The organism is Actinopolyspora mzabensis (genome assembly GCF_900101095.1).
Classification (GTDB): domain Bacteria; phylum Actinomycetota; class Actinomycetes; order Mycobacteriales; family Pseudonocardiaceae; genus Actinopolyspora; species Actinopolyspora mzabensis.
On sequence record NZ_FNFM01000008.1, the window covers coordinates 42,623 to 65,560 of the forward strand.

Here is a 22,938-nt window from a genome sequence, read left to right on the forward strand (position 1 = left end):
GTCGCGCTCCCCTGTTTCGCCCGACTCGCGCGCGTGGCCTCTGTTCAGGTGCACTCCTCTGCTGCCGGGGTGATCGCGTCGCGGTCGAACCACACCAGTCGCGACCGGATGCGGGTACCGAAACGAAAGTTGGGCAACGCCGCTTCCGGGCTTCGCAGGCTCATCCGCATGTCCCCCTCGACGGTCACTATCTCGGCTCTTTCGTCGAAGGCCATTCCCCAAGCCGCCACCCGGCCGTCGACCCGCTCGCCGTATTCCTGCACGATCACGAACACGTGAGGAGCGTGATCCGCGACGATGCCTCGCAGCAGCTCGGCGAATCGTGGCTCGTCACAGAGCGGCGGCACCTCCGACGGATCGGGAATCAGCGAGTCCAGCCAGTCGGCCTGCTCCTGCCGCCGCGACCTCCCGTCTTCGGTGGCCCCCTGCTGCGCGTGGTTCCGGGTTCCGCTCGCTTCGATCGACTGGTGGTTCATGGTCATCCGACCTTTCGATATCGCTTCGGGATCGACGGAGTTCCGACTGCCGATCAAAGGCACTCGCCTCACTGGAGTCGGCTGGCTGGGCAACTTCGGTTGGATGCGATTCGTGCTCTAACGTTCACCCTCAGCTACTGTAGCCATGTCAAAAATAATGCCGTGCATTATGCACAGCATGGAATGCATCAGATGGGTGAAAGTACGAACTGGTCACCGACCTCGAAAGGAGCCAACGTGCGGCCAACGGTTCGCAGTCGCCGACTCGGCAGCCGACTGAAGAGCTACCGGACCTCGAACGGCCTGTCGGGTACCGAGTTGGCTGATCGCGTCGGTATCCACCAGGCCACGTGGTCGAAGATCGAGGCGGGCAAGGCGAAACTGTCTCCACCCGTACTAGCGGCGACCGCCGAGGCATTGCACATCCCCGAAGAGTTCGTGGCCCAGTTGGACACACTTCGCAGAAAAGCCGAAGAACCGGGCTGGTGGCAGGACTACGGAGATATCCTCTCCGAAGCCGTGCAACTACTCATCGAACTGGAAGCCGACGCATCCTGGATAAGGACCTACGAAGGCGACCTCGTGCCGGGTCTGCTGCAGACCCGCGAATACGCCGAACGAGTGATCACAGCGGTGTCGCCGCACATCCGGGTAGCCGACATCGATCGTTACCTGGAGCTAAGGATGCGACGCCAACGACGTCTTTCCGATGGGGTGCGTCTTACGGCGGTCGTCGGGGAAGCCGCGATTCGCCAACGTATCGGCGGCCGAGCAGTCATGCGGGAGCAGCTCCGCCACCTCGAAAAAATGGTCGAAACCCACGATGTCACCATCCAGATCGTTCCGTTCACCGCGGACGCACACGCTGCCCTCGGTGAATCGTTCGCGATCATTCAGTGGCCAGACGAGACCACTCCCGAGGCCGTTTATGCTGATGGCGTGACTTCCTGGACCGTACACGAGCGCGACGGCGTGATACGTAGCTATGTCCACGCCCTGTCTTCGGTGCAGAGTCAGGCTCTTTCACCTCGCGAATCACTGGATCTCGTCCACAGCGTATTCGAGGAGCTGTCTTGAGCAATGCCCCGCGAACCGGATTACCGGGTCGGCAATGGCGAAAAAGCAGCTACAGCACCGGAACCGGCAACTGCCTGGAGATCGCGTCCTCGCCCGAGGGCTTCCGACTGGTGCGAGACACCAAGGACAGGGAGCGTGGCCCCCTCGCGCTGGATACCGGAAGCTGGCGGGCTTTCATCGACACCGTGAGAACCGGGCGCTTGGACCGCTGATCCCGAGCGGAGACCACTACCTCCGCTGACGACACCTAGAGCACCCAACAAGCGACTGATCCGCCTCAGACCGACCGGTCGGTACGATCGGGTCGAGCCCGTTTGCCACATGGCGACACGCCGGCAGTACGGGTAAAATTACGGTACTAAGCAGTTCCGCATATGGAGGTTCTCGTGACCGACTCATCCGTCCCGACCACGGGCGTGGAAATCCGGCTGGCATCCCGCCCGCAGGGGTGGCCCACCCACGACAACTTCGAGGTCGCGGAAACACCCGTCCCCCAGCCGGAGTCGGGACAGCTTCTGGTGCGCAACAAGGTGATGAGCGTCGACCCCTACATGCGGGGCCGAATGAGCGCGGCCAAGTCCTACGTCGCCCCCTTCGAGGTCGGCAAGCCGCTCGACGGCGGCGCCGTGGGCGAGGTCGTGGCCAGCGCATCGGAGAAGTTCGAGGCCGGCCAGCTCGTGCTGCACAGCCTCGGCTGGCGGGAGTACGCCCTGGTGGACGAGTCGCAGGCGACGACGGTCTCCGACGAGGCCCCGCCGAACGCCTACCTGAGCGTGCTCGGCATGCCCGGCCTGACGGCCTACGTGGGCCTGATGGACAAGGCCGAGTTCAGCGAGGGCGACACCGTGTTCGTCTCCGGCGCGGCGGGCGCCGTGGGCTCGCTGGTGGGGCAGCTCGCGAAGCTCGGCGGCGCCAAGCGCGTGATCGGCAGTGCCGGTTCGGCCGAGAAGGTCCGCCACCTCACCGAGGAGCTGGGCTTCGACGCGGCGTTCAACTACAAGGACGGCCCGGTGGCCGAGCAGCTGCGCCAGGCCGCTCCGGACGGCATCGACGTGTACTTCGACAACGTCGGCGGCGACCATCTGGAGGCCGCCATAGCTGCGATGAACGACTTCGGCCGTATCGCCGCCTGCGGCGCGATCTCGCAGTACAACGCCACCGAGGCGCAACCCGGTCCGCGCAACATGTTCCAGTTCGTGACCAAACGGCTGAGCATGCGGGGCTTCATCGTCAACGACCACGGTCACCGCAAGCGGGAGTTCTTCGAACACGTCGCCCCGCTGGTGCGCGACGGCAAGCTGCACTACGAAGAGACCACCGTGGACGGGCTGCGCAACGCCCCCGAGGCGTTCCTCGGCGTACTGCGCGGGGACAACACCGGAAAGATGATCGTCAACATCTGATCGGACCTCTCCGGTCGGACCGTCGGCGTGCTCGCTCGGCGGCCCCCTCCGCCCGCTCTCACTCCGAAGCCCGACATCGTTTGGCCGCACCGCCGGAACGGAACTGACGGGATCATGACCGAGTCACCGACCAGCACTTCCCCGCGCGCCACCTCGTTGCACGCGGCCAGGCGCGACGCCGAACTCGCGGAGTTGGCCGCCGGAGCACGTCCGGACGTGCTGGTCGTGGGCGGCGGGGTCACCGGCACCGCCGCCGCCCTCGACGCGACTCGCCGAGGGCTGTCGGTCGCGCTGATCGAGTCCGGCGACCTGGCGAACCACTCCCCCCGGTGGTCCGACGTCCTGCCGGACGGTCGTCCCCGCGACGGCCGTCCGGTGGCACTCGCCCGGGCACGCCGCGACGCCGTGGAGCGCGAAGTGCTGCTGCGCACCATCGCTCCGCACCTGGTGCGTACGGTGCCGTTGCTCGTGCCACTGGGCAGCGGAGTGCCGCGCGGCGTGGAGCTGGGGCTGCTAACCCGGTCGAACAGTGCGAACGCGATGCGCGTCGCGGCGGGCACCCCGGCGAGCACGCTTCCGGTGCCACGCCGGGTTCCCGCCGCCGAAGCACGCGCCCTGGTTCCCGGGCTGTCCGTACCGGGACTGCGGGGCGGCCTGCTGGAGTTCGGGGCCCAACTGCCGGACGAGGCGAGGCTGGCGGTGGCACTGGCGCGCACTGCCGCCGGACTCGGGGCACGCGTGCTCACCAGGGTCCGTGCCACCCGGCTGCACCGCGACGGTGCGGATGTGCTGGACCGGCTCGGGGATTCCGAGATCCGGTTGAAGGCCCGCGCGGTGATCAACGCGGCCGGTCCGCGCTCGGCCGAGCTGGTCGACCGCCCACCGCTGCGCATCTTTCGGACGCCGGGGATCGTGCTCGATGCCGCGGCCGTGGGGCTCACCGCGACCGGACTGACCGCACCGACGGCCGATGACTCCGGGCAAGCCGTGCGCTGCGTGCCACAACCGGGGAACCGACTGCTGGTCACGGCAGGCACCGTCGAACCCGACGGCACTCCCCCGGAAACCGCGGAACGACCGAAGCCGAGCGACGCCGAGGCGGGCGGGCTGCTCGCGGCAGCCGCCGAACTGCTCGGCCCGGCAGCGCGTGCCGCGGATCACCTGGACAGCCAGGTGGTGTCGCACGTGGTTCCCCGGCGAGCCCGTAGCCGACGGGGCGTCTCGCGAGGGGCAGGAGGAACCACGCGTGGGTCGGCCGACCCCCGAAGCCGGGAACATCACGTGCACACCTCACCCGCCGGGGTCATCAGCGTGCTGCGGGGTGCTCTCGCGCCGTACCGCACGGCCGCCGTCGAGGCCGTCGACAGGGCCGTGCGTGATTGCGGACTCCGCGCCGGGAACAGCCGCACGGCGAAGACACCGCTGGTGGGGGCAGCGGAGCGGGGGAAACTCGCCGAACTGGATGCGGAGCAACGGTTGATCGACCGCTACGGCACCGAGGCCGAACGCGTGTCGGCGATGACCGAGCTCGACCCGGCGCTGGGCGAACCGGTCGTTCCCGAGCTTTCGACCAGCGCCGCCGAGGTGGTGTGGGCGGTACGGCACGAGGGCGCGACGAACGCCGAGGACGTGCTCGACCGGAGGATGCCGCCCGGGCTGTCCTCCGAGGTCCGGGCGAGGGCGTTGCCCCGGGTGACCGACCTGGTGACCAGGGCGCTGCGTGGGGTGTACCACTGAGCTCACCTCGCCCGACCCGGAGATTTCGCGAGAAATCGAGGGAAATCGGGGCCGTGCGCCCCACCCTCGCGGAGATTTCGCGAGAAATCGCCACCTAGGTGCGCCGGACGACCCCGCGAAGCTTCATTCGAAGGAGTGAGCCAGCTCGCGAGAGCCGTACCGCCGGATTCACCGTCGCCATCCTCGTAGCAGGAGGAAACTCCTGCGAGCCTTGGACCCCGCCTGCGAGCGGGGTCTTCGTGCGTCCGGAGCGTTTTCGAACCTCGGAGTCCCACACGCGTCGTGGAGCTCTCCCGCAGCCTCGCCGGGGCCGGACCTTTCCGGCCGGTGACGGAGCGACGCGAAAGCTCCCAACCGCCGCGCTTCCACCGATAGGCTGATAATCCGAACCGAACTCGCGTGTGGTGCGTAGCCCCGTTCGGACGACACCGGTGCGCGGCACACGGCACGACACGCGTGACTGACGGCGGAACACCGTCGTCAACGACAACCGAAGGAGAATTCCGTGCCCGAAGGCGCGCTGGAGATCGACCGGATCTCCAAACGCTACGGGGACGTCGTGGCCCTCGACGAAATGTCACTCACCGTGCGAAGCGGCGAGATGCTGGGGTTCGTCGGCAGCAACGGCGCCGGGAAAACCACCACGATGCGGATCGCGCTGGGTGTGCTCGCGGCGGACTCGGGGGAGGTGCGCTACGACGACGCGCCCGTCGACCGGACGATACGCAGCCGGATCGGCTACATGCCGGAGGAACGCGGGCTCTACCCGAAGATGAAGGTGCTGGATCAGTTGCAGTACCTGGGCGAGCTGCACGGCATGGAACGCGCGGAGGCCAACCGCGCCGCGAACCGGTGGACCGAGCGGCTGGAGCTGTCCGAGCGTCGCGATGACCAGCTGCAGAAACTCAGTCTGGGAAACCAGCAGCGAGTGCAGCTGGCCGCCGCGCTGATCCACGACCCGGCCGTCCTGATCCTCGACGAGCCCTTCTCCGGCCTGGACCCCGTGGCCGTCGAAGTAATGAGCACCGTGCTGGGCGAGATGCGCGACCGCGGTGTGCCGGTGGTGTTCTCCAGTCACCAGCTCGAACTGGTACAGCGGCTGTGCGACCGGGTGGGAATCGTGCGCCGCGGCCGGATGATCGCCGACGGCACCGTCGAGGAACTGCGATCCAGCGGCCCAGTGCGGCTGAACGTGCACGCGCCGAAGGCACCGGACGACTGGGCCGAAGGTCTGCCCGGCGTGAAGGTCGAGAGCCATCAGAACGGACACACCACACTGCGGCTCGACGAGCAGGCCGACGATCAACAGGTGCTGCGTGCCGCGCTGGATACCGGCCCGGTGCACGAGTTCAGCAGAACCCGCCCCAGCCTGACCGAACTGTTCCGCGAAGCCGTAACCGAGGAGCCCGACGAGTGAAACGGACACTGCACACCGTATGGCTGGTCGCCAGACGCGAACTGCGGACCAGGGTGCAAACCCGGGCGTTCGTACTGGGAACGCTGTTCATGGCACTGCTGGTGCTGGCGTTCCCGGTGGTGACGCTCTTCGCGGGCGCTTCGAACGCACCCGAGGACGAGCTGAGTGCCTCGGACAGCACGACTCGGCTGGGGATCACCCAGTCCGCGAACGGGCTCGCCGACCCACTGGAGCGAAAGGCGGGGGTTGACCGGCCCGCCATCAGCGTCCGGAAGGTCGCCGACACCGAGACGGGCAAGAACCTGGTGCGCGAGGGCGAACTCGACGGGGTGGTCGCGGGAACCCCGACCGCGCCGGAGCTGTTCGTGGAACGGCACGTCTTCCCGCACCTGGAAAGAGCACTCACCACGATCACCTACAACAACCAGCTCGACGCCGAGATGTCGCGATCCGGTCTGGATCCCGAGGCGGTGCGCGACCGGGCCGGTCGGGGCGAAGTGGCGATCGTGTCGATGGGGGAATCGCAGGGCGCTGCGGACGGACCGATGGCCGGGATCTCCGACGCGGAGAAGGCACAGCGGCTGATCATCGCGATGATCTCCACCTTCCTGCTGTACATGTTCCTGATCATGACCGGCCAGATGATCTCGCAGGGCGTCGTGGAGGAGAAGTCCAGCAGGGTCGTGGAGGTGCTGCTGTCGACCATCCGCAGCACCGAGCTGATGGCCGGAAAGATCGTCGGTATCGGGCTCACCGGGCTGATCCAGTTCGCGGTGATCGGGGTACTCGGCTTCACCGCGGCCACCGCCACAGCCGTACTGACCCTGCCCACCTTCACCGTGGCGGGCCTGCTCGGTTGGGCGGTGCTGTGGTTCCTGCTGGGCTTCACGCTCTACGCGACGATGCTCGCGGCGGCCTCCTCACTGGTCTCACGCCAGGAGGATCTGCAGAGCGTGATCACCCCGGTGATCATGCTGCTGATCGTGCCGTTCTTCGTCGGGGTGTCGGTACTGCCGACCAATCCCGACGGCACCACCGGGACGGTGCTGTCCATGATTCCGGGCTTCTCGCCCATGCTGATGCCGATGCGGCTCGCGCTCGGCGGGGTGCCGCTGTGGCAGGGGGCGCTCTCGGTGGTGCTCTCACTGGTGGCGAGCGCGGCCGTGCTGTGGCTGGGCGGCCGGATCTACTCGAACGCGGTGCTGCGCACCGGAGCCAGGGTTCGGCTCAAGGACGCGCTGCGGGCTTCCTGACGACCTGCTGCGGGTGCGCGCGGGCATGAACGAGCGAACGGGCCGCCCGACCATCCGGGCGGCCCGTTCCGTGATGCACCGGAGCGCAACAGGATTCCGAGAAGGATTCAGCGCTCGTTCATCGGCACGTAGGCACGCTGTGCCTGGCCGGTGTAGACCTGACGCGGCCTGCTGATCTTGCGGGCGGGATCGTCCAACATCTCGCGCCAGTGGGCGATCCAGCCCGGCAGCCGCCCGAGGGCGAACAGCACGGTGAAGAACTTGGTGGGAAAGCCCATGGCCTTGTAGATCAGGCCGGTGTAGAAATCCACGTTCGGGTAGAGGTTGCGCTCGATGAAGTAGTCGTCGGAGAGCGCACGCTCCTCCAGCTTGAGCGCGATGTCCAGCAGCGGGTCGTTGGAGCCGAGCTTTTCCAGCACCTCGTCCGCGGTCTTCTTGATGATCCGGGCACGTGGGTCGTAGTTCTTGTAGACACGGTGTCCGAAGCCCATGAGCTTGACGCCGGGTTCCTTGTTCTTCACCCGGGACACGAAGGAGTCGACGTCTCCGCCGTCGGCGCGGATGCCCTCCAGCATGTCCAGCACCGCGCTGTTCGCGCCGCCGTGCAGTGGTCCGAACAGGGCGTTGATACCGGCCGAGATGCTGGCGAACAGATTCGCCTCGGAGGAGCCGACCATCCGAACGGTCGAGGTGGAGCAGTTCTGCTCGTGATCCGCGTGCAGGATGAACAGCAGGTCCAGCGCCCGGGCCATGGTCGGATCGACCTCGTACGGCTCCGCGGGGAAGCCGAACGTCATCCGCAGGAAGTTCTCCACCAGCCCGAGCGAGTTGTCGGGATAGAGGAACGGCTGCCCGGCGGACTTCTTGTACGCGTAGGCCGCGATCGTCGGCAGCTTGGCGAGCAACCGGTGGGTGGACAGCTCGACCTGCTGCCGGTCGAAGGGATTCAGGCTGTCCTGGTAGAAGGTGGACAGCGCCGAGACCGCCGAGGACAGCACCGGCATGGGGTGCGCGTCCCTGGGGAACCCGTCGAAGAACTTGCGCAGGTCCTCGTGCAGCAGCGTGTGCCTGCGGACCCGGTCGGCGAAGTCCTCGTACTGCTCCGCGGTGGGCAGCTCACCGTAGATCAGCAGATAGCTGACCTCGACGAAGTTCGACTTGTCCGCGAGCTCCTCGATGGGATAGCCCCGGTAGCGCAGAATCCCGGCATCGCCGTCGATGTAGGTGATGTCGGATTCGCAGGCCGCGGTGTTGACGAAGCCCGGATCGAGCGTCACCAAACCGGTTTTGGCCATCAACTTGTCCAAATTGACACCGGGCGCGCCTTCGGTGGGAGCGGTCACGCCCATTTCGTGCTCGCCGGCGTCGTAGCGCAGCGCGACGGTGCGTTTGGCGGTCGCGTCGTCGGGCATTCTCCGAACCTCTCGCGCTCAGTCTGGGGGGTACTGCCGCCGACCAGCGGTACGTCCCGACACCCGAAGCGCCGGGGTCACCCGTTCCCGATCGAGCGCACACGCCGGCCGGGATCACTCCGAACCGCCGCAGCACCACCCCATTGGGGTCCTGTCAGTAGTCACGCTAGACCGCGAAAGGCCTCTCACGCAGCAACGGTGTCTGCTGAAGCGGGAAGGTGGGACCACGATCACACTCGTTGTTCATCCCACCGAAGCACACGCGTCACACCTCGAGTTGTCGTCGTCACAGCCACCGGTTTCCGGGGAGGGGCAGGTGGGAGATGGCCGTTCACGCGAAGGAGGACAGCGGAAACGCGCGCCACGAGATCGGCCACGGCTCGACGAGCGACCCGCGAAAAGTGACCGACATCACTGAAAGCCTTCGGCGCTCCAGGGCTCACCCGACCGGGTTAACTGACACTCTTTCGGATTAGCGGGCCGCTTCTACGCACCGCAGCAAGGCCACGGAACCGGCAGGGGGCACCACCGCGAGAGAGCCGCCTCGGAAAACAACCCGCGAGGCGCCGCAGCGGCAACACGAAGTGTGATCAACACTGGGGAACGTGCTGCGAACACTTTTCACGAAAGTGTTTCGCAACTACCTGGCGTATTTGATGAATACCAAGAGTATTAACCACTTTGCACTTCCGTGTGACAGACAAACCCCGGAAACGCCACTAACTTCTTCATCGCGGCCGCAACATGAAAAACAATCGCCAAATTGAGCAAAGGAAAGCAACGTGGTCATTATCCAGTCGCTGATCGACCTCCTCGTGAACATCGACGTGCTCTGAAACGAGGACTCGCGTAGACGATCGGCACGCCAGAAGTGGCTGTGCTGGTTCCTCAGGTGAGTGAGGGGTGCCCCGGCTCCCAAGGGGCGCCCCTCTTTCACGTCTGTCCGAGGACTGCCGTCCCATCGGCTGCCAAGTGGCTCGCTTGGCGGAACCTCTCGCACGGCTCTCGCTCCGGTAGGCCCGACATCGGGTAGCGACCACCCACCCAACGGCGGGGCCGTCCTCGCGAGAGCCGCACGGGAGAACCCGCGGCGGGGCCGATTGCAGGCGGGGCCGATTGCGGGCGGGGCCGATTGCGGGCGGGGCCGGAGTTCGGCCCGCGGAAGTGGTGGGGGTTCAGCGTTGGGAACCGCTCGGGCCGCGGATTTCTCGCGAAATCACGGCGCCCACGCCGGTACGCGGTTCAGAGTTCGGAGGCGTAGGGCGGTTCGGCCCCCTGCCGGGAGACCGTCACACCGGCCGCCGCTGCCGCGAAGTTCAGTGCTGCGGTCCAGTCCTCCTCCGAAAGCCCGCGCACCGCCGCCGCGGACAACGCCCCCGCCCGCCGCAACCAGCACAGCAGCGCGGCCTGGATGGTGTCCCCCGCCCCGATCGTGTCCACCACCGACGTCTCGGCGGCGGCCACCTCGACGAACCCGCCGTCCGCGGTCAACACCGCGATCCCGTCCGCGCCTCTGGTCAGCACCACCGCCGCCGGACCACGGGCGAGCCACTCCCGTAACGCCTCGAGCAGTCCCGGCGATTCGACCGCAGACTCCGAACCGGCCAGCCACGCGGCGTCCTCGACCGAGAGCTTCAACAGGTCCACCGAGGGTAGCCAGCTCAGGAATCGTCGCCGGTAGGCATCCGGATCCTCGATCAGATCCGCCCGGATGTTCGGGTCGAGCGCTGTGAACCGGCCCCGTTCGGATTCCCGGAACAGCACCCGCTCGTGCACCGAGGCTCCCGGTTCCAGAACCATCGCCAGCGTCCCGAAGGAGAGCGCCTCGACCTCCGCGGGCAGTTCACCGGGATCCGCGACGAGTGGCGCGGCGGTGCCCTCGGTGTGGAAGCCGTACCGGGCGGAGCCCCGATCGTCCAACTCCACCACGGCGAGCGTGGTCGGTTCCGCCCCCACCTGCACCTGGGTGGTGTCGGCACCGGCTTCGCGCAGTCGTTTCAGCAGTTCGGTACCGAATCGGTCACGGGACAGCCGGGTGAACATCCCCACCGGAGTCGCCAGCCTGCCCAACGCGATGGCGACGTTGTAGGGCCCACCGCCGAGCCGGGGGTGCAGCGGCGCGAGCTCGCCCCGGCGTGCCTCACCGGGAACCAGATCGACCAGGGCCTCACCGCAGATCAGGATCAATTTTCCTCCGTACCGTGTTCTTCCGTGCTCCGCACCGGATCGGCCTCCGAGGCGGACAGTCCTCCCACCAGGAAGTCCGAGAGCGCGTCGAAAGCGGCCGCGTCGGAGAGCCCCGTCCGCTCGGAGATCTCGCCGCGTTGGATGGCCGAGAGCGTGAGTCCGACCATCTCGGCCACCAGCGCGGAGTCGACCTCGCGGAAGACGCCCGTCCGCACCCCTTCGTGCACGTCCTGCCGGATCCGGTCGGCGGCGGCCCTGGCGTTGGACTCGTAACTGGCTCGGGTGGCCGGGTTGCTCGCCATGTCCGCGATGAACCGTCTGCTCGCGGGGGCCAGCTCGGCCGCTGCCGCCTTGAGGTACGTGCGCATCCGGGAGCGCGGATCGGTGCACTCGGCGACTCGTCGCTCGATGTTGGCGGTGGCTCGTTTGAAGAAGTGTCCCACCACGCGCACGGCGAGCTGTTCCTTGCTGTGCGCCAGCGTGTAGAGGGTGGACTTGGAGCAGTGCATGCGTCCGGCCAGCTCGTCCAACGTGAAGTGCGCGAACCCCTCGGCCAGGAACAGCTCGCACAGCCGGTCCAACAGTTCCGCCCGACGGGCCTGGACAGCCGGGGTTCGGGCGGGGTCACGCGGCTCGTGAACGGCTTCCGCCGGACGGGAATGAGTCATCGTTCGAGGCTGCCACAGGCTGGGGGGTGAACCGTCCTTCGGGACGGCAACAGGTCGAAACCGGTTTCGCTGCGTACTCGAGGGCAGTACTATACGCCATCAACAGTACTCTATTCAGTCCTTGAGTACTCCACAGAGTACTCAAGGTGCGAAAGCCGGGGGCTTCGATGCCAGTCGAACGAATTCTCGCCACCACCGAGGCAATCGACCTGCTCAACCTCACGAGGGACCTGGCCCGGAACGAACTGGCGCCGGAAGCGGCGCGCGCGGAGGAGAACGGGACTTTCCCCCGCGAGAAGTTCGAACTGCTCGGCGAAACCGGGCTGCTGAGCCTGCCGTACCCCGAGGAGTACGGCGGGGCGAACCAGCCCTACGAGATCTACCTCCAGGTACTGGAGGAGATCAGCAGTGCCTGGATGACCGTGGGAGTCGGCCTGTCGGTACACACCATGTCCTGCTATCCGCTGGTCGAGTTCGGCACGGACGAGCAACGTGAACGCTGGCTCGGCGAGATGCTCGGCGGTCGCACCCTGGGCGCCTACGCGCTGTCCGAGCCGCAGGCCGGTTCGGACGCGGCCGCACTGCGAACCCGCGCGGAGCGGGACGGAGCCGAGTACGCGATCAACGGCACCAAGTGCTGGATCACTCACGGCGGGGTGGCCGACTTCTACACCCTGATGACCAGAACCTCCGACACGGAGATCAGCTGCCTGCTGGTCGACGGGAACACGCCGGGACTCACCGCCGGGAAACCGGAGCACAAGATGGGGCTGACCGGCTCGCCCACCACGGAGCTCCTCCTCGACGACGTTCGCGTCGCGGAGCAGCGGCTCGTGGGGGGCGAGGGCAACGGACTGCGCATCGCGCTGCGCGCGCTCGATTCCGGAAGGCTGGGAATCGCGGCCTGCGCCGTGGGCCTGGCACAGGCGGCGCTCGACCTGGCGCTGGACTACGCGCGACAGCGCACCCAGTTCGGCCGGTCGATCATCGAATTCCAGGGGGTCGAGTTCATGATCGCCGACATGGAAGCCGCCGTGCAGTCGGCCCGGGCGACCTACCTGGACGCGGCACGGCGCCGCGACGCGGGTCGGTCCTTCGGCAGGCAGGCCTCGGTGGCCAAGCTGATCGCGACGGACGCCGCCATGAAGGTCACCACCGACGCCGTGCAGGTACTGGGAGGTGCCGGCTACACCAGGGACTTCCCCGCGGAACGCTACATGCGCGAGGCCAAGGTGCTACAGATCTTCGAGGGAACCAACCAGATCCAGCGGATGGTGATCGGACGCGAACTGGCGAAGGCATGAACCGACGCCCCGGCCCGGCGGGCGCATCCGCCGCGCACCTCGGACGCCCCTTCCGGAGACGAACCGGAGCCACTCGCCCCTACACCCACCCGAGCGGGCACCGGGACGCCTCAACCGATGGGCCGGAGCCCCCAACGCGCCGACCAGGTCTGCCCCTGCTCCAGCACGATCAGGTCGGTCCCGGAGTTCAACGCGTCGGGCGGACAGGTCATCGGCTCGATCGCGACCGCCCGGCCACGCTCCGGGAAATCGGCCGCCGTGTAGACCTGTACCCAGCCGAAAACCGGATCTGCCCACAGCTGCACGCCGTGACCGGCGGAATCGGTCACCGAGTGCCGCACCAACCCCACCGGGTCGTCCGGCAGCGGCACGGCCCCACCGAAAGCGGTGTCCAACCAAACCCCGGCGAGCTTCCTGCCGGTACGAAGATCCTGCTCCTCGCCCTCCAGCCTGCGGGGTGGCCGGTCGGGCAGCATCCGCTCGGGATCGATCGGCAGCACGCTGGAGGCGGACAGCCGCAGGGTGCAGTCGTCGGTGGCCGCGTTGCCGGCACGCGGGTAGGGATGCACGCCGAGGCCGAACGGGACGGAACGAGAGCCGAGGTTCTCCACGGTGTGCTGCACCGTCAGCCCGTGGTCGTCGACGGAGTACTCCACCGCCGTCAGCAGGGGAACCGGCCAGCCGGGCTGCACCGGGATCATCGCGTGCAGCACCACGGCGGCGGCGGTGTGCTCCCCCACCGTCCAGGGGGTGTGTCGCAGCAGGCCGTGGATGGCGTTGTGCCGATCCGGCTCGGTCAGGGCGAGCTGCTGCGTTTCGCCCTCCAGGCTCCAGCTGCCGTCGGCGACGCGGTTCGGCCACGGCGCCAGTACCGCTCCGGCGGCCGCGGGCGGTACCCGGTCTGCCTCGTAGGTCTCGCTGTAGGGAACCCCGTCGACCTCGAAAATACGCAGCGCGGCACCCACTTCGGTGATTACCGCCCGCACGCCACCGTGAACGATCTCGAACTGGTGGCCTGTAGCCGGGATGTGTTCGTTCACACGACCACTGTATGTCTTAGCCCATTAATCCCGTTAACCGTGCTGTCGCCTTGATCAACCGCATCCTCAGCCCGGGGGCACCCCATGAGGTGCGGGGTGCTGCACGAGCGGGACTCAGGAGCAGGAGCAGGAGCAGGCGGAGATTCCGCCCACCCGGGCATCCTGCCGAGGGGAAACCGAGCCCCCGGACGTCAGGGCGCGAGCCGCCGCACCTTCCAGGAGTCGTCCTCGCGGACGAACCGCAGCCGATCGTGCAACCTGTCCGGTTGCCCCTGCCAGAACTCCACGTACTCCGGCCGGATGCGCCAGCCACCCCAGTGCGGGGGAACCGGAACTCGCTCGGAATCGGCGAACCGACGTTCGATACCGGTCAGTTTGGATTCCAGCGCGGCACGCCCGGAGACCACACAGGACTGCGGCGAGGCCCACGCGCCGAGTTGCGAACCACGGGGCCGGTGGACCCAGTAGTCGGTGGTCTCCTCCTGTTTGACCTTCTCGACCGTACCGCGCACGTTCACCTGTCGCTGCAGCGAGAGCCAGGGGAAAGTAGCCGCGGCCACCCGGGTGGCACCGAGATCGTGACTCTTGGCCGAGGTGTAGTTGGTGAAGAACACCAGGCCACGTTCGTCGATTCCCTTGCACAGCACCGTGCGCGAAGAGGGCATCCCCGAGGCGTCGGCCGTGGCCAGCACCATCGCGTTCGGTTCCGCCAGCTCCGCCTGCACTGCTTCGTCGAACCACTGCCGAAGCTGCTCGTGCCAGGTGGTGGCAAGCGACGACTCCTGCAGCGGCTCGGCATCGTAGGACACGCGCATCCCGGACAACGTGGCCTTTGCCTGCGACATCCATTCCTCCTGATTAGACCGACGTCTCAAGCGACGCCACCGCTGGGTCAAATGTGCTCGCACTGAACTGCAATGGTGCGCGATACCTCGACCGCCCGCGCGCCAGGCGAAGCGACTCCCCGAACGACGGTAAACGGAAAACGAACCCGGACCGAACCGCTGTTCGATCCCGATCGATCCCGTAATCGATTCAGTCGGCTCTCGCAGTTCGGGGACGCTTCCGATATTCCCTCGAAGGCGAACCCCGGGCCGGGGATGGTGTGATCTTTTTCATTACTCCGCGTTTACGGGGCGCGACGATTGCCTTCCCCTACCGAGTGGGTGCACTGTTACCGCTACGACAACGGCCGCGTTCCGCGACCGTGTGCCACACCACCCCGCCACGTCCCCACCGCGGCCCGCACGGGTCGACGGCACAACCGGCGACGAAGGAGACGAGGCGACGATGCCGAATCCAGAGAACAACGAAACCACGCAACCCGCTGTCAGCCCAGGTCTAGAGGGCGTGGTGGCTTTCGAGACCGAGATCGCCGAACCGGACCGCGACGGTGGAGCGCTGCGCTATCGCGGCGTGGACCTCGAAGAGCTGGCGGGCCGGGTCTCGTTCGGCGACGTGTGGGCGCTGCTGGTCGACGGCCGCTTCGGAAACGGCCTCGGCGCGGCGAGCGACGACCGGCTTCCGGTGCGCAACGGCGACGTACGTGTCGACGTGCAGTCGGCACTGGCGATGGTCGCCCCGACAAACGGGTTCGCCCCGCTGCTGGACGTGACCGAGGAACAGGCACGTGACCAGCTGGCGCTGGCCTCGGAGCTGGCGCTGTCCTACGCCGCCCAGTCGGCCCGGGGCGACGAACTCCCCGCGGTACCGCGCTCCGAACTCGACGGGTGCACCACGGTCGCCGAACGATTCCTGACCTGCTGGCGCGGCGAGCCCGATCCGGCACACGTGAAGGCGCTGGACGCCTACTGGGTCTCCGCCGCCGAACACGGACTCAACGCCTCGACCTTCACCGCGCGCGTCATCGCCTCCACCGGCGCCGACGCCGCCGCGAGCCTCTCCGGAGCCGTGGGTGCCATGTCCGGGCCGCTGCACGGTGGTGCTCCCGCCCGGGTACTGCCGATGATCGAAGAGGTCGAACAGCGCGGCGACGCCCGCGCGGTGGTCGAGTCGATCCTGGACCGCGGTGACCGACTCATGGGCTTCGGACACCGCGTCTACCGCGCGGAGGACCCGCGCGCGAGGGTACTGCGCGAAACCTGCAAACAGCTCGGTTCGCCCCGCTTCGAGGTGGCCGCGGAACTGGAGCAGGCGGCACTGTCGGTGCTGGCCGAGCGGCGCCCCGATCGCCAGATCGCCACCAACGTGGAGTTCTGGGCCGCGGTGATCCTGGACTTCGCACAGGTCCCAACACCGATGATGCCCGCGATGTTCACCTGTGCGCGGCTGGCGGGCTGGTCCGCCCACGTGCTGGAGCAGAAGCGGACCGGGCGGCTGGTACGCCCCTCCGCCCGCTACGTCGGACCGGGCGCACGTGAGCCGCGCGAAATCGAGGGGTGGGACACGGTCTCCCCTCTCGCCTCCGTTTGAGGGAGCACAGCGGCAGTTGCTCCGGTGGCTGGTTAGCCGGCAAGTGAGTCGGCGCCTTGGGAGTGTTGGGCCGGCTCTTGAGTAGCGACCTACGCGGCGAGCGGCCCGGCCTCGCAATGCATCCGACTCACGCACCGGGGACACGCATCCTGCTCACCCGCATGGTCGCATCACGTCGGCGGTCCCCTGGGCATCGATTTCTTACTTCGTTTCAACCGGTGAGTGCATTGCGTGGCCCGGGACACGATCCGGGCGCCGCCCGCGCGAACGCGGCGTCCGGGTGCGGCAGAGTGTCGGTGTGCACCACGTCGAAGAGCTGACATTCACCAGTGCGCTGCTGAACTGGAAGTTCGCGTTCTGGTGGGATCTGCTGATCGTGCTGCTCGGGGGCACCTACGCTGCCGGGGTGGCACGGCTCCGACGCGGGAACCCGAGCCGGACCTGGCCCGCCCACCGCGGTTGGCTGTTCGCATCCGGGCTGGTGGGCCTGTTCGTGGCGACGAACAGCTTCGTCGCGGTGTACAGCCACGCGCTGTTCACCATGCACATGGTGCAGCACCTGATGCTGATCATGCTGGTTCCCGCCCTGCTCGTCCACGGCAAACCGCTACGGCTGTGGTCGGAACTGGACGAGTCCGGCCGGGTGGAACGAATCCTGCGCGGACGAGCGGTCGGCATGCTGACCCATCCGGCGTGGACCATGGTGCTGTACTCGGTGGTACTGGTCGCCACCCACCTGACACCGTTCATGCAGGTCATGCTGCTGAATCCGTGGCTGCACCATGCCGAGAGCGTGTTGTACCTGGTCACGGGCTACCTGACGTTCCTGCCGCTGCTGGGCACCGAACCGACTCGCTGGCAGCGCTTCCCCTACCCGCTGCGGGTGTTCAGCGCCCTGATGGGGATGGGGCCGGACACCGGTATCGGCGTGATCCTGATGATGGCCGATGATCCGCTGTTCCCCGCCTACGGGAGGATGCGCGACTGGTGGATCGACGACGGCACGCTGACCGTGCTCGCCGACCAACGGCTCGGCGGTGCGATCATGTGGTTCTTCGGTGACGCCCTGATGGCCGTGTTCACGCTGGTACTGGTGCGGCGGTGGATGCGGGTCAACGGATCGGAAGCCGGTTTCGGCGACTGGCTGGAGTCCGCCAGACGCAGCGCGCTCGTCGAAACCGCCAGCGAGGCCGAGCCCGGGGTGGCGAGCCTGCGGACCGCCGAGGACCTCGACGAGGACGAGCGGGCCAGGCAGGCGTACAACGCGATGCTCGCCGGGCTGGCCCGGCAGGACGAGCAGCGGAGCGGTCGACAGTAGCCACCCCGGCGACTCGCCTCGCGGCCCCGGCTCCACGCGACATCCCGCTCCGCGCTCACGGCGAGTGGCGGTGACGTCGAGCGGACACCGCGACCGGGTCGTCGGCACGGCTTCGCGACGCCCTATGCTGCCCAGCGGAAACAGCATCCCACCGCCGAAACCGGTGCCGTCCGCGATTCGCAGCCCACCACCCCGATCACGAGGTCAGTTCATGTCAGGTTCCGCACCTAGCGGCCGCACGGAAGGCGACGAGGCCGCACCGAGTCCTCCCGGGTTGATTCGCTGGGGACTGCTGGGCACGGGAACCGCCGTTGCGCTCACGGTCGTGCTGGTGCTCGCGGCGGGCAACGGCGTCTACGCGGTACTCGGCTACCCCGACCCGGGGGCGCTGACCAAACTGGGCGTCAACCTGCTGCGGCTCGTCTTCGACCTCGCCGGGGCGTGCTGCCTGGGCGGGCTGGTCTTCGCCGCGTTCTTCACCGTCCCGCAACGCGGCGGGATGATCTCTCCGGACGGCTACGCGGCGCTGCGGACCGCGGGCACGGCCGCGTGGCTCTGGGGCGGGGCCGGATTGCTGCTCACGGTGTTCGACGCGGCCGACTCGGCGGGACAGTCGATCACCGACAGCCTGACCCCCGGCGCGTGGCTGGGGCTGTTGGAGGCGCTGGACGTTCCTAAAGCGTGGCTGCTCTCCGCGCTGCTCGCGCTGGTACTGGCCGTCGCGTGCCGTTCGACGCTGCGGTGGCGCACCACGATCGGACTGACCGTGCTCGCGGGGCTGACGCTGCTACCTCCGGTGCTGGTCGGGCACGCCGCCTCCAACGGCGGGCACGACTTCGCCTCCGACAGCATGGCCTTCCACGTGGTGGCGGCCGCGTTGTGGCTGGGAGTGCTGTTCGCCGTGCTCGCCCACGCCCACCGGCGGGGTGCGAACCCGGAAACCGTGGCGCGGCGCTACCGGAAGCTCGCCGCGACGTGCTGGGGGATACTGGCGCTCTCCGGAGTAATCGGCTCGCTGATACTGGTACCGGCCCGGATGTGGCTGGGCACCCAGTACGGGGCACTGGTACTGGGCAAGATCGGGCTTCTGCTGCTGGTGGGGCTGGTTTCGGTGCCGTTGCGACGCCGGATCACCCGGTCCGCGCGGGATCGTCACCGGGGGATGCTGCGCCTGGCGGGTGCCGAAGTGGCGCTGCTGCTGGCCACGGTGGGCATCTCGATGGGAATGGCGCACGTGCCGCCGCCCAATCTGCTCGACCGGAACGCCACAGCCATGGACCTGCTCATCGGCTACGACCTCCCGGAGTTTCCGGGCTTCTGGCAGCTGGCCACCCAGTGGCGGTTCGACCTGCTGCTGGGCACGGCCGCCGTGGTGCTGGCGGTGAGCTACCTGGCGGGGGTGCGCAGGTTGCGTACGCACGGGCAGCACTGGCCGGTGGGACGCACGGTGAGCTGGCTGGCGGGTTGCCTGGCGGTGCTGGTGGCCAGCTCCTCCGGGGTGGGAAGCTACGCACCCGCCACCTTCGGGGTGCACATGACCGCCCACCTGCTGCTGAACATGCTGGGACCCGCCCTGCTCGTGCTGGGGACCCCGGTGAACCTGTGCCTGCGGGCGCTCCCGCGTGCGCGCCGGGGTGAACCGTACGGCCCGCGGGAATGGCTGCTGGGGATCGTGGACTCGCCCGTTTCGAGGTGGCTGAGTCATCCGGTGCTGGCCTCGCTGCTGCTGGTGGGCTCGCTCTACGCGCTGTACCCGACCGGCCTGTTCCAGCTGATCATGCAGGAGCACTGGGCTCATACGATCATGAACGTCTACTTCCTGGGTAGCGGATACCTGTGGTTCTGGTCGGTCCTCGGCCTCGACCGCACCCCCCGACGGGTACCGCAGCTGGCGCGACTGGGGGTGACGCTGGGCATGATGCCCGCCCTGGCCTTCTTCGGCGTGCTGGTGCTGAGCATGTCCGACCCGATCGCGGGCAACTACTACCGCACGCTGGATCTGCCCTGGTCGGTGGATCCGATGGCGGCTCAGCAGGCGGGGGCGCTGATCGGGTGGCTCGGCGGTGAGATTCCGCTGCTGCTGGTACTGATCGTGCTGCTCCGGCAGTGGCAGCGCGAGGAGGGCGACGATGACGACGCCGACTACCGGGGCATGCTCGCACGGCTGGAATCCACCAGAACGTGAGCGAATCCGGCAGGACCCCGGTGAACCAGCCGCCCCTGATGCATCACCCGGGCCTGGCTCGGCGGCGACCATCGAGAGGGATCGATCCGCTGTGGCCGGCCTCTCCCCTCGACTCGACGGCTCCATGCACTGCGACCCGCACGGGCGCGGCCCAACAGCGGTCCTGTGGGCGTCGATTTCGCGGGCGGTTTCAGGGGGTGTGGCACCGGCTCCGGCGATTTCTCGCGAAATCGCCGGGCCCTTGGTGCCCCCAAGGCCCCCACGCCCGCAGGGCGAACTCCCATCACCCTCGCAGTTGGCACCGCCGCGGGGTCTCCGGTGCGGCTCCCGCGAGGGAGGTCCGACGTCGGGTAGGTCGCTACCCGATGTCGGACCTCCCCGCAGCGAGAGCCGTGCCGGAGGGTCCGACACGGAACCCGCTACACAACGGAACAGGCGAACCTACTCTTCCGAGAGGGCCGCGGCCGGTTGGGCCTTGGCAGCCCGTCGGGCGGGCAGGACCGAGGCCAGCACCCCCGCGGGGATCGCGCAAGCGATCACCAGCAGCAGCCGCGCCCAGGGCACGGCGAACGAGACCGGCAGTCCGATGTTCTCGAACATCGCCGCCACCCCGCCGAAGGCGAACAGCACTCCTACCAGGGCTCCCAGCACGGTTCCGACCACGGCCAGCAGCACCGCCTCCAGCGCCAGGGTCCCCCGCAGCTGACCACGGGTCAGCCCGAGCGCGCGCAGCAGTGCGGACTCCCTGCCGCGTTCCAGCACCGACAGCCCGAGCGTGTTGGCGATACCGACCACCGCGATGATCACCGCGACCGCCAGCAGAGCGGTGACGATCAGCAGCAGCGTGTCGAGCACCTGGGTGAACTGCGCACGCTTCTGCACCGCTCCCCCGAGATCTATGGGTGTCGAGGTGCTCTCCTCGGCCAACGAGTTCAGCTCGCCGGTGTAGCTCGGCGTGTAGGTGTCGGAGGTGGCACGGGCCCAGATCTCGGTGGTATCGGTCTCGGCCCCCGTGGCGGCCAGATCGGAACGGGTCAGCAGGAACCCGGATCGGATCAGATCGGTGGACGCCAACCGGAACGTGGCGGAGCTCTCCCCGATGGGCAGCTCAACACGGTCCCCTTCCGACCAACCCCAGCTGTCGAGGATGTTGGAGGGCACCAGCGCTGTTCCCCGCTGAAGCTTCTCCGCACCATGCCGGGAGACCTCGGCGAGCTTCGCGGGGGCGATCCCCATTGCGCGGAAGGTCGCGGGAGGAATGTCCTCGCGGGAGGCTCCCTCGGGCATGCTCGTCTCCGGCCGCTCCATCTCGAAACTGGCGCCGGACAGGGCGGCGGTGGCGGCCGTGCCCTCCAGGGCCGCGAGGCGCTGCCCCACCCCTTCGGGAACCGGTTGGCCCCGCTCCTCGGCTACGATCTTCACGTCCACCGGGTAGCGCTGATCGATCTGCTCGTTGGCGCCGTTCCGCGCACTGGCGGTACCGGTGAGCAGCAGCACGATCAGCCCGACGCCGATCATCAGCGCGGTACTGGTGGAGGAGGCCCGGTAGGGATTGCGCACGGCATTGCCACTGGCGAGCGTGCCCGTGGGGCCGAGCGAACGCATCAGGTAGCCGAACGCCCTGGCGACCGCGGGAATGAGCGTGGGCGTGAACAGCAGCACTCCCACCACGGCCAGGAGTCCGCCGGGCACCGCCATGGTCATCGATCCGAGCAGGGCACCGCCGAGCAGGAAACCAGCGCCCGCCACGGTGAACACCACGGCGGACACCAATCGCGCTCGACCGATCCGACGGGAGGCCTGCTCGTCCGGCACGGGACGCAGCGCGGCGAGCGGCGCGACCCGCATCGCGCGTGCGGCGGGGGCCAGCGAGGCCAGGAAGGTCACCAGCAGTCCGGCCGCCACGGGCGCGGTCAGCGCCAGCGGGGTAATACCGAGCGCGCCGAAGTCGACCGGGGAGTCGGTCAGCCCCAGTGGCCAGCTCACCGTGGCCGAGACCAGCACGCCGAACACCGTGCCGATCACCGAGGTGACCAGCCCCACCAGCAGTGCCTCGAACAGCGCCGAGCGGCGGATCTGTCCCCGGGTGGCCCCGACGCACCGCAGCAGTGCGTACTGCCTGCTGCGCTGGGCGTGCAGCACCGAGAAGGTGTTGACGATGACGAACCCTGCCACGAACAGCGCGATCGCGCCGAACGGCAGCAGTACGGCGTTCAGTGCGACGGCCACTCTCCCGCTGAACAACTTCACCGCGTAGTCGGCCTGCTGCTGTCCGGTTCGGACCTTGACGTATTGGCCGGCGTCGAGCTTGCCGCGCAGCCGGTCGAGCACCGCCGAGGTATCGGCTCCGTCGGCCAGCAGCAGGTCGATCGCGCGGTATTCGGTTGTCCCGAGTTGGTTCAGCAGCCCCTGGGGGGCGAAGACCGTGATGCGGCTGCCACCCGTGAGCACGTTGCTCCCGATGTCGACCAGCCCCGAGACGGTGACCTCGCGCTTCGGCGGTGCCTTCTCGCTCTCTTCCTCCCGAGCCGAGACGTATCGCGGCTGCTGGAGGGTAAGGGTGTCTCCGGGAGAAAGATTCGCCGAGTCGGCGGCGCGCTCGCTGAGCACCACCTCGTCCGCGGCGTCCGCATAGCTGCCCTCAGCGAGCTCGTACCAGCGCAGTGCCTGTTGCTCGGGCAGCCGGTTCAGCTCCACCGAGTACCGCTCGCCCTTCCAGGAGGCATTGGCGTAGCTCTCGGTCCTGGGGACGGCCACGTCGACACCTTCGGTGTCCCGAACCTTCCGCAGGCGTTGCTGTCTTTTGTCGTTCTCGTTCCCCTCGGCGACCCTCGCCATTTGGTCGTCTACCACGACGTCGGCGGCCAGGTTGGGTGCTGCCACCATGTGCCGCACCGAGGACTGCATGGTGCCGGTGAACACGAGAGTGGCGGCGACGAATCCGACGCCCAGCACGATGGCGAGTCCGGCCGCCGTGAGCCGTCCGATGTTGTGTCGCAGTTGCAGCAGGGTGTTGCGCAGCACTGGC

17 protein-coding genes are annotated in these 22,938 nt (G+C 68.0%); 10 read left to right on the top strand and 7 right to left on the bottom strand.

From position 1 onward, the window contains the following. Positions 1–44: 44 nt before the first annotated feature. Positions 45–482 (bottom strand): hypothetical protein, encoded by a 438-nt coding sequence (locus BLR41_RS14210; RefSeq protein WP_218120147.1) that lies wholly within the window; start codon positions 480–482, stop codon positions 45–47. A 186-nt stretch (positions 483–668) separates the two neighbouring features. Between BLR41_RS14210 and BLR41_RS14215 the strand changes: the two genes are divergently transcribed. From BLR41_RS14215 to BLR41_RS14240, 6 genes are all read left to right on the top strand, one after another. Further along, positions 669–1,553: a helix-turn-helix domain-containing protein gene (locus BLR41_RS14215; RefSeq protein WP_176797987.1), complete on the top strand. Its 885-nt coding sequence runs from the start codon at positions 669–671 to the stop codon at positions 1,551–1,553. Then, complete coding sequence (locus BLR41_RS14220) at positions 1,550–1,765, top strand: DUF397 domain-containing protein (protein WP_176797988.1); 216 nt, start codon at positions 1,550–1,552, stop codon at positions 1,763–1,765. The genes BLR41_RS14215 and BLR41_RS14220 overlap by 4 nt, the downstream gene beginning before the upstream one ends. Before the next feature lie 162 nt (positions 1,766–1,927). Beyond that, positions 1,928–2,956, top strand: a complete 1,029-nt coding sequence (locus BLR41_RS14225) for a zinc-binding dehydrogenase (RefSeq protein ID WP_092628868.1) — start codon at positions 1,928–1,930, stop codon at positions 2,954–2,956. Positions 2,957–3,070: 114 nt separating this feature from the next. After that, on the top strand, positions 3,071–4,693 hold the full coding sequence (locus BLR41_RS14230) for an FAD-dependent oxidoreductase (protein ID WP_092628870.1): 1,623 nt from the start codon (positions 3,071–3,073) through the stop codon (positions 4,691–4,693). A gap of 505 nt (positions 4,694–5,198) precedes the next feature. Next, positions 5,199–6,110 (top strand): ABC transporter ATP-binding protein, encoded by a 912-nt coding sequence (locus BLR41_RS14235; RefSeq protein ID WP_092628871.1) that lies wholly within the window; start codon positions 5,199–5,201, stop codon positions 6,108–6,110. Then, positions 6,107–7,363 carry an ABC transporter permease gene (locus BLR41_RS14240; protein ID WP_092628872.1) on the top strand — a complete coding sequence of 419 codons (1,257 nt, stop codon included), beginning with the start codon at positions 6,107–6,109 and terminating at the stop codon, positions 7,361–7,363. The genes BLR41_RS14235 and BLR41_RS14240 overlap by 4 nt, the downstream gene beginning before the upstream one ends. Before the next feature lie 107 nt (positions 7,364–7,470). On the opposite strand, the gene BLR41_RS14245 is transcribed toward BLR41_RS14240, so the two are convergent. The 3 genes from BLR41_RS14245 to BLR41_RS14255 form a co-directional block, all read right to left on the bottom strand. After that, positions 7,471–8,775, bottom strand: coding sequence for a citrate synthase (locus BLR41_RS14245; RefSeq protein ID WP_092628874.1), 1,305 nt, complete (start codon positions 8,773–8,775; stop codon positions 7,471–7,473). A 1,242-nt stretch (positions 8,776–10,017) separates the two neighbouring features. Then, positions 10,018–10,962, bottom strand: a complete 945-nt coding sequence (locus tag BLR41_RS14250) for a carbohydrate kinase family protein (protein ID WP_092628875.1) — start codon at positions 10,960–10,962, stop codon at positions 10,018–10,020. Continuing rightward, positions 10,959–11,630, bottom strand: a complete 672-nt coding sequence (locus BLR41_RS14255) for a TetR/AcrR family transcriptional regulator (protein ID WP_092628876.1) — start codon at positions 11,628–11,630, stop codon at positions 10,959–10,961. Before BLR41_RS14255 ends, BLR41_RS14250 begins: the two co-directional genes overlap by 4 nt. 167 nt (positions 11,631–11,797) lie before the next feature. Here BLR41_RS14255 and BLR41_RS14260 point away from each other — a divergent pair, with 167 nt between their 5' ends. After that, positions 11,798–12,934 (top strand): acyl-CoA dehydrogenase family protein, encoded by a 1,137-nt coding sequence (locus BLR41_RS14260; protein ID WP_092628877.1) that lies wholly within the window; start codon positions 11,798–11,800, stop codon positions 12,932–12,934. A 110-nt stretch (positions 12,935–13,044) separates the two neighbouring features. Here the strand turns inward: BLR41_RS14260 and BLR41_RS14265 are convergent, their stop codons facing one another. After that, positions 13,045–13,974 (bottom strand): aldose 1-epimerase family protein, encoded by a 930-nt coding sequence (locus BLR41_RS14265; protein ID WP_092628879.1) that lies wholly within the window; start codon positions 13,972–13,974, stop codon positions 13,045–13,047. Between the two features lie 191 nt (positions 13,975–14,165). Next, on the bottom strand, positions 14,166–14,819 hold the full coding sequence (gene pdxH, locus BLR41_RS14270) for a pyridoxamine 5'-phosphate oxidase (protein ID WP_092628882.1): 654 nt from the start codon (positions 14,817–14,819) through the stop codon (positions 14,166–14,168). Between the two features lie 445 nt (positions 14,820–15,264). Between pdxH and BLR41_RS14275 the strand changes: the two genes are divergently transcribed. The 3 genes from BLR41_RS14275 (at position 15,265) to BLR41_RS14285 (ending at position 19,910) form a co-directional block, all read left to right on the top strand. Next, the gene (locus BLR41_RS14275; protein ID WP_092628884.1) at positions 15,265–16,407 is read left to right on the top strand and encodes a citrate synthase 2; all 1,143 of its coding nucleotides are present in this window, start codon (positions 15,265–15,267) and stop codon (positions 16,405–16,407) included. Between the two features lie 280 nt (positions 16,408–16,687). Then, positions 16,688–17,725: a cytochrome c oxidase assembly protein gene (locus BLR41_RS14280; RefSeq protein WP_092628886.1), complete on the top strand. Its 1,038-nt coding sequence runs from the start codon at positions 16,688–16,690 to the stop codon at positions 17,723–17,725. Positions 17,726–17,936: 211 nt separating this feature from the next. Next, complete coding sequence (locus tag BLR41_RS14285) at positions 17,937–19,910, top strand: bifunctional copper resistance protein CopD/cytochrome c oxidase assembly protein (RefSeq protein WP_176797989.1); 1,974 nt, start codon at positions 17,937–17,939, stop codon at positions 19,908–19,910. 441 nt (positions 19,911–20,351) lie between these two features. Here BLR41_RS14285 and BLR41_RS14290 read toward each other — a convergent pair whose 3' ends face one another. Continuing rightward, positions 20,352–22,934 (bottom strand): ABC transporter permease, encoded by a 2,583-nt coding sequence (locus tag BLR41_RS14290; protein WP_092628888.1) that lies wholly within the window; start codon positions 22,932–22,934, stop codon positions 20,352–20,354. Positions 22,935–22,938: the final 4 nt, after the last annotated feature.

Bases quoted from the DNA above. Each gene is read 5' to 3' on its own strand.
- BLR41_RS14210 (WP_218120147.1), bottom strand. From the start codon at position 482: ATGACCATGAACCACCAGTCGATCGAAGCGAGCGGAACCCGGAACCAC.
- BLR41_RS14215 (WP_176797987.1), top strand. From the start codon at position 669: ATGGGTGAAAGTACGAACTGGTCACCGACCTCGAAAGGAGCCAACGTG.
- BLR41_RS14225 (WP_092628868.1), top strand. From the start codon at position 1,928: ATGGAGGTTCTCGTGACCGACTCATCCGTCCCGACCACGGGCGTGGAA.
- BLR41_RS14230 (WP_092628870.1), top strand. From the start codon at position 3,071: ATGACCGAGTCACCGACCAGCACTTCCCCGCGCGCCACCTCGTTGCAC.
- BLR41_RS14245 (WP_092628874.1), bottom strand. From the start codon at position 8,775: ATGCCCGACGACGCGACCGCCAAACGCACCGTCGCGCTGCGCTACGAC.
- BLR41_RS14255 (WP_092628876.1), bottom strand. From the start codon at position 11,630: ATGACTCATTCCCGTCCGGCGGAAGCCGTTCACGAGCCGCGTGACCCC.
- BLR41_RS14260 (WP_092628877.1), top strand. From the start codon at position 11,798: ATGCCAGTCGAACGAATTCTCGCCACCACCGAGGCAATCGACCTGCTC.
- pdxH (WP_092628882.1), bottom strand. From the start codon at position 14,819: ATGTCGCAGGCAAAGGCCACGTTGTCCGGGATGCGCGTGTCCTACGAT.
- BLR41_RS14275 (WP_092628884.1), top strand. From the start codon at position 15,265: ATGCCGAATCCAGAGAACAACGAAACCACGCAACCCGCTGTCAGCCCA.
- BLR41_RS14285 (WP_176797989.1), top strand. From the start codon at position 17,937: ATGTCAGGTTCCGCACCTAGCGGCCGCACGGAAGGCGACGAGGCCGCA.